Annotated in this window: 11 protein-coding genes; 3 read left to right on the forward strand and 8 right to left on the reverse strand. The window is 65.2% G+C overall.

The genetic code is table 11. The features are described 5' to 3' along the window. Positions 1 to 17: 17 nt before the first annotated feature. The 3 genes from F4Y72_05135 (at position 18) to F4Y72_05145 (ending at position 6,472) form a co-directional block, all read left to right on the forward strand. Positions 18 to 2,432 (forward strand): FAD-dependent oxidoreductase, encoded by a 2,415-nt coding sequence (locus F4Y72_05135; GenBank protein ID MXZ27671.1) that lies wholly within the window; start codon positions 18 to 20, stop codon positions 2,430 to 2,432. 95 nt (positions 2,433 to 2,527) lie between these two features. Then, positions 2,528 to 4,936, forward strand: a complete 2,409-nt coding sequence (locus F4Y72_05140; GenBank protein ID MXZ27672.1) for an FAD-dependent oxidoreductase — start codon at positions 2,528 to 2,530, stop codon at positions 4,934 to 4,936. Positions 4,937 to 4,969: 33 nt separating this feature from the next. Continuing rightward, positions 4,970 to 6,472, forward strand: coding sequence for a CoA-acylating methylmalonate-semialdehyde dehydrogenase (locus F4Y72_05145; GenBank protein ID MXZ27673.1), 1,503 nt, complete (start codon positions 4,970 to 4,972; stop codon positions 6,470 to 6,472). Positions 6,473 to 6,480: 8 nt separating this feature from the next. Here F4Y72_05145 and fdhD read toward each other — a convergent pair whose 3' ends face one another. The 8 genes from fdhD to F4Y72_05185 form a co-directional block, all read right to left on the reverse strand. Next, positions 6,481 to 7,335 (reverse strand): formate dehydrogenase accessory sulfurtransferase FdhD, encoded by an 855-nt coding sequence (gene fdhD, locus F4Y72_05150; GenBank protein ID MXZ27674.1) that lies wholly within the window; start codon positions 7,333 to 7,335, stop codon positions 6,481 to 6,483. 41 nt (positions 7,336 to 7,376) lie between these two features. Beyond that, positions 7,377 to 7,601 (reverse strand): formate dehydrogenase subunit delta, encoded by a 225-nt coding sequence (locus tag F4Y72_05155; protein ID MXZ27675.1) that lies wholly within the window; start codon positions 7,599 to 7,601, stop codon positions 7,377 to 7,379. 49 nt (positions 7,602 to 7,650) lie between these two features. Next, on the reverse strand, positions 7,651 to 10,533 hold the full coding sequence (locus tag F4Y72_05160; protein ID MXZ27676.1) for a formate dehydrogenase subunit alpha: 2,883 nt from the start codon (positions 10,531 to 10,533) through the stop codon (positions 7,651 to 7,653). After that, positions 10,530 to 12,617: a formate dehydrogenase subunit gamma gene (locus F4Y72_05165; GenBank protein MXZ27677.1), complete on the reverse strand. Its 2,088-nt coding sequence runs from the start codon at positions 12,615 to 12,617 to the stop codon at positions 10,530 to 10,532. The genes F4Y72_05160 and F4Y72_05165 overlap by 4 nt, the downstream gene beginning before the upstream one ends. Before the next feature lie 36 nt (positions 12,618 to 12,653). Beyond that, positions 12,654 to 13,298 carry an adenylyl-sulfate kinase gene (gene cysC, locus F4Y72_05170; protein ID MXZ27678.1) on the reverse strand — a complete coding sequence of 215 codons (645 nt, stop codon included), beginning with the start codon at positions 13,296 to 13,298 and terminating at the stop codon, positions 12,654 to 12,656. Then, positions 13,238 to 14,026 carry a phosphoadenosine phosphosulfate reductase family protein gene (locus F4Y72_05175; GenBank protein MXZ27679.1) on the reverse strand — a complete coding sequence of 263 codons (789 nt, stop codon included), beginning with the start codon at positions 14,024 to 14,026 and terminating at the stop codon, positions 13,238 to 13,240. The genes cysC and F4Y72_05175 overlap by 61 nt, the downstream gene beginning before the upstream one ends. 61 nt (positions 14,027 to 14,087) lie before the next feature. Next, on the reverse strand, positions 14,088 to 15,044 hold the full coding sequence (locus F4Y72_05180; GenBank protein MXZ27680.1) for a VOC family protein: 957 nt from the start codon (positions 15,042 to 15,044) through the stop codon (positions 14,088 to 14,090). Further along, positions 15,041 to 16,054 (reverse strand): VOC family protein, encoded by a 1,014-nt coding sequence (locus F4Y72_05185; protein MXZ27681.1) that lies wholly within the window; start codon positions 16,052 to 16,054, stop codon positions 15,041 to 15,043. Before F4Y72_05185 ends, F4Y72_05180 begins: the two co-directional genes overlap by 4 nt. Between the last annotated feature and the right edge of the window lie 14 nt (positions 16,055 to 16,068).

The raw sequence follows: 16,068 nt of genomic DNA on the forward strand, positions 1-16,068 counted from the left end.
CACTACCGGGGAACGCGATGCAGAGACAGGCTCAAGTTGTCATAATCGGCGGCGGCATTATGGGCGTCGGCCTGCTGTACCACCTGGCGGCCGAGGGGTGCAACGACGTCCTGCTGATCGAGAAGGGCGAGTTGACTTCGGGTTCGACCTGGCACGCGGCCGGTCAATGCCCCAATCTGGTCGGCGACTACAACCTTGCCAAGATCCACGAGTACAGCATTTCCCTGTACGGGAAACTGGAACAACTGACCGGACAGTCGGTTACCTGGCACGACTGCGGCAGTGTCCGCTTTGCCCTCACCGAGCAGGACCTGGACTGGTTCCGCTACCTCCGCGGCATCGCTGCAAATGTCGGTTACCACATGGAGATCGTCGACGTTGCAAAGATCGGCAAGTTGAATCCGTTTGTCTCTACCGAGGGAGTGCTGGCCGGCGCCTGGACCCGCAACGACGGCCATGCCGACCCGTTCGGGCTGACCCAGGCGATGGCCAAAGGCGCGCGCGCGCTCGGCGCCCGGGTCGTGCGGCACAACCGGGTGACCGGCATTGACCCCCTGCCGGGCGGCGAATGGAAGGTGATGACGGAGCAGGGGCCGGTTATCGCCGAGACCGTGGTCAATGCCGCGGGCTGCTTTGCCCGGCAGGTGGCGGGGATGGTGGGCGCGGACCTTCCGATCTGCAACATTCAGCACCACTATCTCGTCACCGGCCCGGTGCCGGAGCTGGCCGGCAGAAGTGAAGAACTCCCCGTAACCCGCGACCCCCATGCCTCCGTCTACCTGCGCCAGGAGCAAGAGTCCGGTCTGATCGGCATCTACGAGTCTGAAGGGCTCAGCGAAGCCTGGCAACCGGGCGGACTGCCGCCCTGGGAGTCCGACAGCGAACTGTTCGAGGACGATCTCGAGCGCCTGATGCCCTGGCTGGAGCGGGCCATGGAGCGTATGCCGATCTTCGAACCGGCGGGCATCAAGCGGATCGTCAACGGAGCCATTTCCCACAGCCCCGACGGTCTGCCGCTGCTCGGCCCGGTGGCGGGCTTGAGCAATTTCTGGCTCTGCTGCGGCTCGTCGTTCGGCATTGCCCAGGGCGCCGGCTGCGGCAAGTACCTGGCTCAGTGGATGTTGCATGGCGACTCCGAAATCAACATGACCGGGTTCGATCCGCGGCGTTTCGGGGTGTTTGCCGACAAGGACTACATGGGCGCCAGGGGGCGCCAGGACTACTCCAGGACCTACGTCACGCCGCCTCCCGGGGAAGAACTGCCGGCAGCCCGTCGCTGCCGGACCAGCCCCCTCTACGACAAGCTCAAGGCCCAGGGCTGTGTCTACACCGACACCTTCGGCTGGGAGCGCCCCAAGTGGTTCTCGACCGACGGCCGCGAGGAGCAATACAGCTTTCGCCACAACAACGTGTTCGAGCTGGTGCGCGAAGAGTGCATGGCCGTGCGCGACCGGGTCGGCGTCCTGGACCTCTCCGGATTCGCCAAGTACGACGTGACGGGCCCCGATGCGGAGACGCTGCTGGATCGGCTGTGCGCCAACCGTCTGCCGAAACGCGGCCGCATCGCGCTCACCCATCTGCTGTCCGAGGGCGGACGAATCGGCGCGGAAGCAACCGTCACGCGCCTGGATGACGAAGCCTTCTACGTGCTTTCCGCGGCGGGCGCCGAACTGCGCGATCTTGACCACCTCGAGCAGGGCCGCCGCCCTGAAGAGCAAGTGCGCGTCGCCAACGTCACGGACCGGCGCGGCGTGCTGGTGCTGGCGGGCCCCCAGGCCCGGGCCGTGCTGGCCCGGCTGACGGAAGAGCACCTTGAGAGCAGCGCCTTTCCCTGGCTCAGCGGTCGGGAAATCGAGATCGCTGGGATGCCGGTGCGTGCGTTGCGCGTGAACTATGTGGGCGAACTCGGGTGGGAACTGCACCCGGCGATGGAATACATGGAGCCTCTGTACGACGCGCTGATGGAGGCCGGGGCGGACCTCGGCATCGGCAATTTCGGTCTCTACGCGGTCAATAGTCTAAGAATGGAAAAAGGCTATCGCAGCTGGGGCGCGGAACTGACCAATGAAGTCACGATGATCGACGCGGCCATGGAGCGCTTCATCAAGTTCGACAAGGGCGATTTCATCGGCCGGGAGGCGACGCTCAAGCAGCGGGACCGCACGCTGCAGCTGATCTATTTCAGTCTCGACCCCGGCGATGCGGACGTGCAGGGCGGGGAGCCGATCTTCGCCGGCGAGCGCTACGTGGGCGTGACAACCACCGGCGGTTATGGACACTTCGTTGGGCAAAGCCTGGGGTTCGGCTATGTGCCGCCGTCGCTGGCAGGCCCGGATACCGAGTTGACGGTCGACATTCTGGGTCAACGGAGGCGGGCCACGGTGCTTGACGAGCCCGTGTATGACCCGGCCAATGTTCGTTTACGCGCCTGACGGCTCATGACGAGCCGGGCAAGCAACCGTTGCGAACCTGACGGCCCGTGACCACCCGGAGCAAACGTCCCGCCAACCTGCCGCGCCGCGCCGGCGTGATCGTGATCGGCGGCGGCGTGATCGGCTGTTCGGTGGCCTATCACCTGGCGCGGGACGGGGTGGCCGACGTAGTGCTGCTGGAACGCCGGCAACTCACCTCGGGCACTACCTGGCACGCCGCCGGACTGGTGGGCCAATTGCGCACTTCCATCAACATGACGGAACTGGCGCGCTATACCAGCGAGCTTTATCTGCGCCTGGAGGCGGAAACCGGCCAGGCGACCGGCTACCGGCGTTGCGGTTCCTATTCGCTCGCAACCAACGAGGAACGGTTCGAGGAGTTGCGGCGCAGCGCGTCGATGGCGAAAGTCTTCGGGCTGAAGGTGGAGGTGGTCACGCCTGCCACGATCAAGGCCCAGGTCCCGCTGCTTCACACCGAAGACGTGCTCGGGGGCATCCACATTCCGACCGACGGCTACGCCAACGCGGTGGACATCACCAATGCGCTGGCCAAGGGCGCCGGCGCCGCCGGTGCGCGCATCTTTCAGAACGTACCGGTCACGGCCATCCGCACCTCTGCCGGAAGCGTCACCGGCGTAAGCACCGACCGCGGCGATATCGACGCGGACTGCGTGGTGCTGTGCGCCGGCATGTGGACCCGTGAACTGGCGGCGAGCGTCGGGGTGAACGTGCCGCTGCATGCCTGCGAGCACTACTACGCTCTGTTCGAATCGGTGGAGGGCCTGGACTCCAGCTTTCCTGTCGTGCGCGACTACGACGCCTGCGCCTACTACAAGTACGACGCGGGCAAGCTGATGCTGGGGGCGTTCGAACCCAATGCCCGCCCCTGGGCCACCGAGGGCATCCCCGAGGACTTCTGTTTCGACGAGATCGACGGCAGCCTGGAACACTTCGAGCCGATCCTGGAGCAAGCGCTTGTTCGCGTTCCGGCGCTGGAGTCCGCCGGGCTGGACACGTTCTTCTGCGGTCCCGAGAGTTTTACGCCGGACGTGCGCTACCACATCGGCCAGGCGCCCGAACTCGACAATTGCTTCGTGGCGGCGGGACTCAATTCCATCGGCCTGCAGTCGGCCGGCGGCATCGGCAGGGTGATCTCCGAGTGGATTCGTCTCGGCCACCCGCCGAAGGATCTCTGGGAAGTGGATGTGCGCCGCAACCAGCCCTTCCAGCGCAATCGCAAGTACCTGCGCGAACGCGTATCCGAGAGCCTCGGGCTGCTGTACGCCACGCACTACCCCTATCGTCAGTACGACACCGCCCGCGGGGTCCGCAAATCGCCGCTCTACGATCGCCTGAAGACCATCGGCGCCTGCCACGGAGAGCTTGCGGGCTGGGAGCGGCCCAACTGGTACGCGCCGGACCCGGCGCTGGCCGTTTACGAGTATAGCTACGGGCGCCAGAACTGGTTCGAACATTCCGCGGCGGAGCACCGGGCAGTACGCGAGAAGGCGGGTCTGTTCGACCAGTCCTCGTTCGCCAAGTTCCGGCTTGAGGGTGGCGATGCTGCCCGGGTGCTCAATTTCGTCTGCGCAAACGATGTCGACGTGCGCCCCGGCCGCATCGTTTACACCCAGTGGCTCAACGACCGGGGCGGCATCGAAGCGGACCTCACCGTCACCCGGCTGGCCGAAGACTGCTTCCTGATCGTGACCGCCGCGGCCACCGAATTCCGGGATTTCGACTGGTTGCAAAGGCACATTCCGGCCGGCGCCCGCTGCGTGCTGACCAACGTTACTTCGGCCATGGGAGTGATTTCGATCATGGGCCCGAACGCCCGGGCGCTGTTGCAATCGTTGACTCCGAACGATCTCTCGCACGAAGCCTTCCCGTTCGCCCACAGCCGCGAAATAGAGCTCGGTTACGCCCGGGTGCGGGCTTCCCGGATCACCTACGTCGGCGAACTCGGCTGGGAACTCTACGTCCCCACCGAGTTCGTGGCCGGCGTTTACGACACCATCGTCGCCGCGGGCGAACCGTTCGGCCTGACCCACGCCGGCTACCACGCGCTGGATTCGCTGCGCATCGAAAAGGCCTATCGCCACTGGGGCCACGACATCACCGACGAGGACACTCCGCTGGAGGCGGGCCTGGGCTTTACCCTGAAGTTCGACAAGCCGGGCGGGTTCATCGGACGGGAGGCGCTGCTCAGGGACAAGGCCGCGCCGCCGGCGAAGCGAATGTTGCAGTTCCGGCTGCTGGACCCGGTCCCGCTGCTCTACCACAATGAACCGATCTGGCGCGATGACGACCTGGTCGGTCACGTCACTTCCGGCGCTTACGGCCACACGCTCGGCGGCGCCATCGGACTCGGATACGTCGATACGGCCAAGGCGCCGGACCCGGCCAAGGGGGACTTCCGCATCGAAGTGGCCGGCAAACGAATACCGGCAGAGGTATCTTCAATCCCGATGTACGATCCCAAAAACAAACGCATTCGCCGCTGACCGGGACGGCGGGGCGGCATACTGGCCAGGATCATGGAAACGATTGGAAACTATATTGACGGCAGACGGGTCGCGAGTGCGTCCGGGCGCGTCGCGCCGGTTTACAACCCGGCGACCGGAGAGCGGCGCCGCAACGTCGCGCTTTCGAGCGAAGAAGAAGCGCGCTCCGCCATTGCGGCGGCACTTGAGGCCTTTGCGTCCTGGAAGGCGGTCACGCCACTGAACCGGGCCCGGGTGATGTTCGCGTTCAAGGCGCTGATCGAGGAACATCGCGACGAACTGGCCGAACTCATTACGATGGAACACGGCAAGGTGCTCTCCGATGCGCGCAATGAACTGGGGCGCGGACTCGAGGTCGTGGAGTTCGCAACGGGGATACCGCATCTGCTCAAGGGCGAGCACAGCCTGAACGTGGGACGGGGCGTGGACGGTTACAGCCTCATGCAGCCGCTTGGCGTTTGCGCCGGGATCAGCCCGTTCAATTTCCCGGCAATGGTGCCCATGTGGATGTTCCCGGTGGCCATCGCCTGCGGCAACACCTTCGTGATGAAGCCGTCGGAGAAAGACCCGTCGGTGACGTTGCGGCTGGCCGAACTTCTGACCGAGGCGGGACTTCCGGACGGGGTCTTCAATATTGTCAACGGCGACAAGGCCGCGGTTGACGTCCTGCTGACGGATGATCGCGTCGAGGCGGTCAGTTTCGTGGGATCGACTCCGGTCGCGAAATACGTATATGCAACCGCGGGAGCATGCGGGAAACGCGTGCAGGCGCTGGGCGGCGCAAAGAACCACATGCTCGTCATGCCCGACGCCGATCCCGACCAGGTCGTGCATTCGCTGATGGGCGCCGCCTATGGCTCGGCCGGCGAACGCTGCATGGCGATTTCCGTGGCGGTCTGCGTCGGGGACGACGTGGCCGACCGGCTGGTGGGCCGACTGGAGCGCGAGATCGATTCGCTGCGCGTGGGCCCGGGATACGGCCTTGAGCACGAAGCCCAGATGGGTCCGCTGATTTCGGCGGAGCATGCGGACAGGGTGCGCGCCTATATCGACAGCGGCGTCGAGGAAGGCGCCGCGCTCCGCCGTGATGGCCGTGACTTCAGGTTTTCCGGGGAGAATCGCGGTTTCTTTGTCGGCCCGACGCTGTTCGATCACGTCAAGCGCGGCATGCGCATCTACGACGAGGAAATCTTCGGACCCGTGCTCAGCGTCGTGCGCGTGGACACCCGCGACGAAGCGGTCCGCCTGATCAATGAGCATGAATACGGCAACGGCACCGCCATCTTCACGCGCGACGGGGACAGCGCACGCCGTTTCTGCGAGGAGATACAGGTAGGAATGGTTGGAGTCAATGTGCCGATCCCGGTGCCGATGGCGTTTCACAGCTTCGGTGGCTGGAAACGATCCCTGTTCGGCCCGCTGCACATGCATGGCCCGGACGGGGTGCGGTTCTACACGCGCATGAAATCGGTCACGGCCCGGTGGCCGGAGGGTCCGTCCGCCAGCGCCGAATTCTCGATGCCCACGATGAAGTGAACGGGGCGTTACGCGATCCGATCGGGACGTGAATAAACGTTGAACCGGTTCGCCGTCAGAAAGCCCACCAGCGTCATGCCGAACTCCTCGGCGAATTCCACTGCCAGGGATGACGGTGCGCCCACGGCGGCCACCATCGGAATGCCAGCCATCATGGCCTTTTGCATCAATTCAAAGCTTGCCCGGCCGCTCACAACGACTCCGCAGTCGCTCAGGGGCAATTCGTCCTTTAGCAGCGCCTGGCCGATCAGTTTGTCGAGTGCGTTGTGCCGGCCCACATCCTCGCGGCTGATACGCACCTGCCCGGCGGCGTCGAACAGCCCGGACGCGTGCAGGCCTCCGGTCCGCTCGAAAACGCTCTGCAACGCCCGCAACCTGTCAGGCAGCGCGCCGAGGCCCTCCGCACTCATTCGCAAGGTGTTGTCATGCAGGTCATAACGCCCCTGAACCGCCACTGCCTCCAGCGACGCCTTGCCGCAAACGCCGCAACTGGAAGACGTGTAGAAGTGGCGCTCTAGGCGCGCGAGGTCCACCTCCACGTCGCGCGCCAGGTCCACCCGCACGACGTTGATCAGCCCGTTCGCCGCCGGCGGCCCGCACGGCCCGACGGCTTCGAGTTCTGCGGGGCCCGCGATGATTCCCTCCGTCAGCAGGAAACCGGCTGCCAGTTCCTCGTCGTTGCCCGGCGTGCGCATCGTGATGGAAATGCTCTTCTGCTCGCGCCGGCCATCGGGGTGAGTCCAGGACAGGCGAATCTCCAATGGTTCTTCCATTGCGACCACATCGTCGCGAGTCCCGCCATCGGCGCCGAAGCGCTCAATCCGCACACTCTTGGCGCTCTTCAGCGCGGCACTAGCCCGCATATCTCACCAGAACGCTCCCGCCAGAAGGAGGCACATAAGGGCTAGCCCTGCCGCTCTTCGATCAGTTCCCTGAGCGCCTGCTCGGCCAGGTCGGACAGCCCGATGTCGCCTGCCTGCATCTGTCGAGCCATGGTGTCGAGCATGAAGGGACTCCAGAATCGTCCGATATGGTCCACTACACCGGCCACCTCCGTGGCACGATCGAGTCCGCAGTCGAAGTTCGCCGCGATATCGTTGGCCATGCGCACCAGCTTGGCCGGATTCATTGGCTGCGTCGCCTTCAACGTGCATTAACAGGCCTGAACCGCAGACAGTTCAGGCGGACACGGGGGTCCTCGCCTTGCGCAGGAGCTCCAGCTGCGTTTCGGTGAATTCCCCGAACTGCTGCTGCCAATCCGAAAGCCGGGTCACCTTGTAGGCCTGCACGGCCGTGACCTTGTACTCCGGACAGTTGGTCGCCCAGTCGGAATTGTCCGTGGTCACGACGTTGGCGCCGGATTCCGGATGATGAAAGGTCGTATAAACCACTCCGGGTTGGACCCGCTCGGTGATGTCCGCGCGCAATACGGTATCGCCGGCCCGGCTCTTCAGGCCCACCCAGTCGTCCTGCTCGATACCGCGTTGCTCGGCATCGTGGGGGTGAATCTCCAGGATGTCCTCCCCGTGCCACTGCACGTTTCGGGTGCGCCGTGTCTGTGCGCCGACGTTGTACTGGCTCAGAACACGCCCGGTGGTGAGCAGCAGCGGGTACCTGGAAGTCGAGCGTTCCTGCGTCGCCACGTAGGGCGTCAAACGGAACAGTCCCTTGCCGCGCACGAAAGTGTCCACGTGCATGGTCGGCGTGCCGCGCTCGGCCTTTTCGTTGCACGGCCACTGAATGGAACCGAGGCGATCGAGCTTCTCGTAGCTTACGCCGCGGAAAGTGGGCGTGAGCCGCGCGACCTCGTCCATGATCTCGCTGGGATGGCTGTAGTTCATCGGGCAACCCATGGCGTTGGCCAGCAACTGGGTCACTTCCCAGTCCTCGTAGCCGGCCAGCGGCTTCATCACCTTGCGTACCGGCGATATCCGTCGTTCCGCATTGGTGTAGGTGCCGTTCTTCTCCAGGAACGACGAGCCGGGCAGGAACACGTGGGCGAATTTCGCGGTCTCGTTCAGGAACAGGTCCTGCACGATCAGGCACTCCAGCGACGACAGCGCGTCGGAGACATGGGTGATATCGGGATCGGACTGAGCCATGTCTTCACCCTGCACGTAGAGCCCCTTGAAATGCCCGGCTATCGCCGCATCGAACATGTTCGGAATCCGGAAACCCGGCGTCGGCAACAGTTCCACTCCCCATTCCCGCTCGAACAGAGCGCGGGTTTCGGCATCGGAAATGTGCCGGTAGCCCGGCAGCTCGTGGGGAAAGGAACCCATGTCGCAGGCGCCCTGCACGTTGTTCTGGCCCCGCAGCGGACTCACGCCGACCCCTTCGCGGCCCAGGTTGCCGGTCGCCATGGCAAGGTTGGCGATACCCATGACCATCGTGGAGCCCTGGGCGTGCTCGGAAACGCCCAGGCCGTAGTAGATGGCGCTGTTGGGGCCGCCGGCGTAGAGCCGCGCCGCGGCCCGGACATCCTCCGCGGGCACGCCGGTGACCTCGGCCAGGGCTTCCGGGGAATTGCGCTCTTCGAGGATGAATCTCCGCCAGTCCTGGTAGGCGTCCGGTTCGCAGCGGTCCTCGATATACGGGTTGTCCTCCAGGCCCTCGGAGAGAACCGCATGGGCCAGCGCATTGATGATGGCCACGTTGGTGCCCGGGCGAAGTTGCAGGTGACAGTCCGCCTTTACATGGGCGGAGCGCACCAGGTCTATCTGGAGCGGATCGACGACGATCAGCCTGGCCCCTTCCTTGAGCCGGCGCTTCATCTGCGAAGCGAACACGGGGTGTGCGACGGTAGGGTTGGCGCCGATGATCATGATGACGTCGGCCTTCAGGACCGAGTCGAATGCCTGGGTGCCCGCCGATTCGCCCAGGGTGGATTTCAGTCCGTATCCGGTAGGGGAGTGGCACACCCGGGCGCAGGTATCCACGTTGTTGTTGCCGAATCCGGCGCGGACCATCTTCTGCACCAGGTAGGTCTCCTCGTTGGTGCAGCGGGACGAGGTGATGCCTCCGATGGAATTGGAGCCGTATTTCTCCCGGATCTCCTTGAGCCTGCCGGCCGCGAAACCGATGGCTTCCTCCCAGGACACTTCCCGCCACGGGTCGCTGATGGACTCGCGGATCAGCGGCGCGGTGATGCGGTCCTTGTGGGTGGCGTAGCCGAACGCGAACCGTCCCTTGACGCAGGAATGCCCGTGATTGGCGTGGCCGTCCTTGTTGGGGATCATCTTGACCACTTCCTCGCCCTTCATCTCCGCGCGGAAGGAACAGCCCACGCCGCAGTAGGCGCAAGTGGTGATCACGGAATGCTCCGGTTGGCCCATTTCGATCAGCGAGGTTTCCGTCAGCGTCGCGGTGGGGCAGGCCTGCACGCAGGCGCCGCAGGACACGCACTCTGAATCGAGGAACGGCTGGTCCTGGCTGGCCGCGACCTTGGACTCGAAACCGCGGCCGTCGATGGTGAGAGCGAAGGTACCCTGGACCTCATCGCAGGCGCGCACGCAGCGCGAACAGACGATGCACTTGCTGGGATCGAAGGTGAAGTAGGGGTTGCTCTCGTCCTTCTCCATATCCAGGTGGTTCTCGCCCGCGTATCCGTAACGCACGTCCCGCAGACCGACGGCGCCCGCCATGTCCTGCAGTTCGCAGTCGCCGTTGGTCGGGCACGTCAGGCAGTCCAGCGGATGATCGGAAATGTAGAGCTCCATGACGTTGCGGCGCACTTCCGCCAGCCGCGGGTTCTGCGTGGTTACCTCCATGCCGTGCGCCACCTCGGTGGTGCACGATGCCGGAAGGCCCTTGGCACCCTCGATTTCCACCAGGCACAGCCGGCAGGAGCCGAAGGGCTCAAGCATGTCGCTGGCGCAGAGCTTTGGAATATTGACGCCGGCCAGCGCGGCCGCGCGGATGACCATCGTGCCCTCGGGAACCGTCACGGTCTTGCCGTCGATGGTGACTTGCACCATCGTCGTGGACTCGCTGGGCGGAGCGCCCAGGTCTGCAGGGCGCCGGTAGGGCTCGTAGACCAGTACCGATTCAGACCGACTCATGGCTCGTCTCCAGCGATTCCCCCGGACGATCGGCGTGCCCGCAGATCCTCGGGGAAGTGATCCAGAACGCTGATTACGGGGAACGGGGCCATCCCGCCCAGGGCGCACAGCGAACCTGCGACCATCGTATCGCACAAGTCCCGTAACAATAGCAGGTTGCCGGACTCGTCGTCGCCGCTCAGTATCCGGTCGATGACTTCCACGCCCCGCACCGCGCCGATCCGGCAGGGTGTGCATTTCCCGCACGACTCGATGGCGCAGAACTCCATCGCGAACCGGGCCTGTTCGCCCATGTCCACGGTATCGTCGAAGACCACCAGGCCGCCGTGGCCGATCATCCCGCCGATTTCGGCGATCGCTTCGTAGTCCAGTGGCGTGTCGAACTGCGAAGGATGAATGTACGCACCCAAGGGCCCGCCCGCCTGTACCGCCCGGATCGGCCGGCCGGTGGCGGTGCCGCCGCCGAAGTCCTCCAGCAACTCGCGCAGCGTGCGGCCGAAACCGATCTCCACAAGCCCGCCCCGCCTGACGTTGCCGGCCAGTTGCACGGTCAGCGTTCCTCTCGAACGGCCCGTGCCGTAGTTGCGGTAGTACTCTGCGCCCTCGGCCAGGATGATCGGCACGGACGCCAGGGTAATGACGTTGTTGACGATGGTGGGCGCCCCGAACAGGCCCTTGACCGCCGGCAGCGGGGGACGGTAACGGATCACGCCGCGCTTGCCTTCGAGGCTCTCCAGCATGGAGGTTTCCTCGCCGCAGATGTAGGCGCCGGCGGCTTCGCGGACTTCCAGGTGAAAGGCCTGGCCGCTGTCCATGACGTTTTCGCCCAGCAAGCCCGCCGCCTCGGCGATCCCGATGGCCTCGTTCATGATCCGGATCGCCAGCGGGTACTCGGCGCGCAGATAGACGTAGCCCTGCGTTGCGCCCACCGCAAGTCCGGCGATGGTCATGCCTTCGATCACCACGAAGGGATCGCTTTCCATGACCATCCGGTCGGCATAGGTGCCGGAATCGCCCTCGTCGGCATTGCAGGTGACATACTTCTGCGCGCCCTCGGCGTTGAGCACCGTGCGCCACTTGATGCCGGTGGGAAAGGCGGCGCCTCCGCGGCCCCGCAGGCCGGATTCGGTGACGATGTCCACGATTTCTTCGCGAGACAGGCCCACCGCCTTCGCAAGCCCTTCATAGCCGCCGTGGGCGCGGTAGTCGACGAGCGAAAGCGGGTCCGTGATGCCGACGCGGGCAAATGTCAGCCGCGACTGCCCGGCCAGGTAGGGCATCTCCTCGGTCGGGCCCAATGCGAGGCCATGCTCTCCCGCAGTGAGAAACCCGGCGTCGAAGAGACCCGGAACGTCGGCGGGCCGCACCGGCCCGTACGCGTGACGCACGCCGCCGGCCTCGACCTCGATCATGGGCTCCAGCCAGTACAGGCCGCGGGAGCCGTTGCGCACCACCGTGACGGATTCGCCGCGTCCGGCGGCCTCCCCGGCAATCGCGGCCGCCACGTCGTCGGCGCCCATGGACAGCGCCGTCGTATCGCGCGGGACGAAAACCGTGTGCGAGCCCTCCGGCATACCCGGGGTTGCGGCCTCCGGCTCGCCTCGACTCTCTTCCAGCAGCGCATCGAGGCGTTCCGGGGTCACCCGTCCGTGCACGAAATCATCGATCATCACCGCCGGCGAACAGGCGCAGTTGCCGAGGCAAAAGATCGGTTCCAGGCTGATCCGGCCATCGGCAGTGGTCTCGTGGAAATCGATGCCGAGCCGCTCTTTGGTGTGTTTTTCCAGCGCCCGGGCGCCCATCGCCTGACAGGCTTCTGCCCGGCACAGGTACAGCGTCCTGCGGCCGGGCGGGGTGGTTCTGAAAAGGTGGTAGAAGCTGATGACGCCGTGCACCTCGGCGCGGGAGACGTTGAACACTTCGGCCACGGTCGGCACGGCCTCCGGAGGGACGTAGCCAAGTTCGTCCTGAATGGCATGCAGGGCCGGCAGCAACCCTCCGGGGCGAGCAGCATGGCGCTGGGCGATCCCGGAGATCAGCGCTTCATGCGCGCCTTTGCCGCTGCCTGCACTCTGCGTGCTCAATGGCGACTCCGAGGTAGTATCTGATCGGTCATTCTGTCAAATATATTCTCCTTTTTCCAGGTAGCGGATCACCTGTGCGGCCAGATCGCCCGGCGGGCTTTCCGCGGAGAGGAGCCGGATATCCGGAGTTTCGGGCGGTTCGTAGGGGGAATCGATGCCGGTAAAGTCATGGATATCGCCGGCCCGCGCGCTTGCGTAAAGCCCCTTCGGGTCGCGCCGTTCGCACACATGAAGCGGAGCGTCGACGAAGATCTCCACGAAACGGTCGGGGCCGGCCAGCGCGCGGATTCGCTGCCGGTGGTCGCGGAAGGGCGAGATCAGGGCCGCCACTGCGATCGTTCCGGTGTCGAGAAGGAGTTTGGCGGCATGGCCGGCACGGCGCACGCTCTCGTTACGGTCCGCGTGGCTGAACCCGAGATTGCTGTTGAGTCCCAGCCGCAGGTCGTCGCCGTCGAGCACGAAGGCGCGGACTCCCAGCGTTTCAAGCCTCTGAGTGATTTCCCGGGCGAGGGTCGTCTTGCCGGCGGCGGGCAAGCCGGTCAGCCAGAGAATGCAGGGCTTCCGGGCTTCGCGCAGCCGCTTTCTCCGGCCGGCGGACGCAGAGCTGGCGCTTTGCGCGTTCAAGGGCGCCGCCCGTGATTGCCGCCCGTTTCGTCGGTCGGCCGGTCGATTACGCGCCACGAACGCTCGGGAGTTCGGGCGCGGCGAAGCTCGCGCAGCACGCCGGCGACATCCGCCGCCTCAGATTCCACGGCGCCCGTCAATGGCCAGCAACCCAGCGTGCGGAACCGCACCTTCCGCATCCTGGGCTTCTCGCCGTCCGCCAGCGTCATTCGCTGGTCGGCCCTGACGATGAGCATTCGGTTCCTTTCTACCACCGGCCGCGGCGCGGCAAAGTAGAGCGTCGGCAACGTAATCTTTTCGACCTGAACGTAGCGCCATACGTCAATCTCGGACCAGTCACGCAACGGAAATACGCGCGTTGTCCCGCCGCGTACGGGCGCCGTGCCGGAGATCCGCGAATCGGCCCTGAATCGCTCCTCGTCGCCCCTCGCGCCGTCGATCATGACGTCAAAGCCGTATCGCTCAAGGGCGCTTTGCAACGCCTCGGTCTTCATGACCCGGATATGAGTCTCCGCGCCGTGGCTGAATGGCCCGATTCCGCGTGCAAGTCCTTCCCGGTTGACATGAACGATCAGCTTCATGCCCGCATCGGCTGCGGTCCGGTCGCGGAACTCATAGGCCTCCGGAAACTTCCAGTTCGTGTCCACATGCAGCAGCGGGAACGGCGGAAGCGTCGGCGCGAACGTCTTTTGGGCGAGGCGCAACATTACCGCCGAGTCCTTGCCGGCCGAGAACAGCAGTACCGGCCGGCCAAACGCCTCCGCCGCTTCGCGCATGATGCGCATTGCCCCGGACTCCAGCCGGCGCAGATCGACCGGCCGGGGTCGTCGGATTTCCGCAGACAAATCAGCCCTCTTCGGTCAGCTCCAGCAGTTCCTCGTTGGCGCCCAGCAGCAGCGCCACGCGCGTTTCACCCACCTGCGCCGGCCCGCGCAACAGCGTTCCGCCGGCTTCGCAGGCCTTCTCAAGCGTGGCGTCCAGGTCGCTGGCCGTGTAACTGAAAAGGTTAACGCCCAGCTTGCCGGGACGCATCCTGCCGGCCAGCCGCTTGATCGGCACGCCGGCGAAATGCACGAACAGGAGCTTGCCGCTGGGCTCCCCCGGGGCGCAAACCAGCAGGAAATGGATACCCGTGCAACTCCGGACGCCGGTGAGACGGCGGGCCAGGTCCAGGTTTTCTTCGGGCACCCACGCGTCGGTTCCCGGTTCCAGGCCCAGCGCGTCGCAATACAAGTGGCGGGCGGCTTCCGGGTCCGAGCAAATGACCGACGTAGTGGCGATCTCCGAGAAGGGGACTCCGGAGGGTAATTCACGCATCGATTCGGGCGGATGCCGGTGACCAAGCATCAACAGGGCGGGCACGCCGTCGGGCCCGGAGAACAGGCATTCCTCGGTCACGAGATCGCCCACTTCGTAGTAGATCGGTTCCGAGCGGAAGGCGTAGCCGGCCCCGGTGATGGCATCCACGGCCGCGGTCATCGGCGGCGGCACGTAGAAATCGATCGCCTTGGGACCGATGTCGGTGGACGAATCCATCGCGCCGGGGCCGTGGTCCAGGCGCACTGCCTCGGAGGGAGCTGGGGAGTATTGCGCCAGGCGCAAGTGCCCGACCGGATAGCCGCGGCAGGACAGTTCGACCAACCGCGCCGTCGCATGTTCCGGCAGTCCCCAGGCATCGAGAAGCGCGCGCGGAGCTTCGCCGTCGCTCTCCACCTGCAATCCCATCACGTCGCGGAACAGGCCCAGCGACTCGTCCATGTCGCTGACGCCCACGGTCACCGACGTCATGCCGTAAACGCTCACCACGCGTCCTCCATCAATACCTGCAGCGCTCCGCTGCCGGGATTGCGAACCAGCATCGCGGAGACGCTGCCCGCACCCGGCCAGGGAGTATGTTGCGGACCGCTGAGCACTTCCGCTTTCAGGGCGCTGCAATTGGCCGCAGCCTCATCCAGGTCGCTTACCGCGAAGACCTGGGCCAGGTAGCCGATGTTCGGGGCCCTGGCCTGCTCGATCAGGGACTCGCACTCGTAATTCAGCGGCTGGCTCAGCACCACCTTGCCGAACATGTGGTTGCCCTGCATGAACACGACGCGGGTCTTCGCGTCCTCGGGCAGGTTCAGCAGGCGGTTGGAATCGGGCGTGCCCAGGACCTCGTCGATCAGCGGCTTCATCTTCAGCACCTGTTCGTAGAAGGCCATGGCGCGTTCGCTGGAGTCCACGCCATGCGAACTGGTCACGATGGGCGTGAAGCCGGCGCCCGTATAGCCTCGCTGCTCGACGTAGGCGCGCATCTGGCCCACTCGCGTCGCCGTGTCGCGGGTGGCGAGTTCCACCAGGTTGATAGGCACCCGGTCGGGACCTTCGAAAATGCCTTCTATCGGGTCGCCCACGTCGTCCCCGAAAAAGTGCTGGACGGGATCGGACCAGAGCACGTAGCCGTCCTTCTTCAGGCCTTCGAAGTCGCGGTGAATGTCGGCGGTATAGAAATTCAGATTGAAGCATCCGTAGGCCCGGACAACGCTGCGGTCGCGGATTTCCACGGGTCTGGCGCTGCCTTCCGGCAGTTGAAAGTCGAGCAGCAGGACCTGGCCCACCCCCTCGTCGCCTTGCCCCAACAGGACGGCGCGGGCGGAAGCTCCGCCGTTCAGGTTCCAGAAGCCTCTGAAGGCCGGTCCGCCCAGCAACTCGTCGGCGAGAACCGACAATCCGATGCGATCCCGGTAGAAGGCCAGTGACTCTTCAATGTCACGGCAGCCGATGACGGCCGCCCGCATCGGCGACCCGTCCGGCGCAATAATTTCCTTGCTCACGAAATACCCCTTGA

The sequence above is a fragment of the Gammaproteobacteria bacterium genome (assembly GCA_009838035.1).
Lineage (GTDB): Bacteria > Pseudomonadota > Gammaproteobacteria > Steroidobacterales > Foliamicaceae > Foliamicus.

What these genes read in the sequence shown, in the direction of transcription:
- F4Y72_05135 (MXZ27671.1), top strand. Translation starts at nt 18, where the DNA reads ATGCAGAGACAGGCTCAAGTTGTCATAATCGGCGGCGGCATTATGGGC.
- F4Y72_05145 (MXZ27673.1), top strand. Translation starts at nt 4,970, where the DNA reads ATGGAAACGATTGGAAACTATATTGACGGCAGACGGGTCGCGAGTGCG.
- fdhD (MXZ27674.1), bottom strand. Translation starts at nt 7,335, where the DNA reads ATGCGGGCTAGTGCCGCGCTGAAGAGCGCCAAGAGTGTGCGGATTGAG.
- F4Y72_05155 (MXZ27675.1), bottom strand. Translation starts at nt 7,601, where the DNA reads ATGAATCCGGCCAAGCTGGTGCGCATGGCCAACGATATCGCGGCGAAC.
- F4Y72_05160 (MXZ27676.1), bottom strand. Translation starts at nt 10,533, where the DNA reads ATGAGTCGGTCTGAATCGGTACTGGTCTACGAGCCCTACCGGCGCCCT.
- F4Y72_05175 (MXZ27679.1), bottom strand. Translation starts at nt 14,026, where the DNA reads ATGCGCATCATGCGCGAAGCGGCGGAGGCGTTTGGCCGGCCGGTACTG.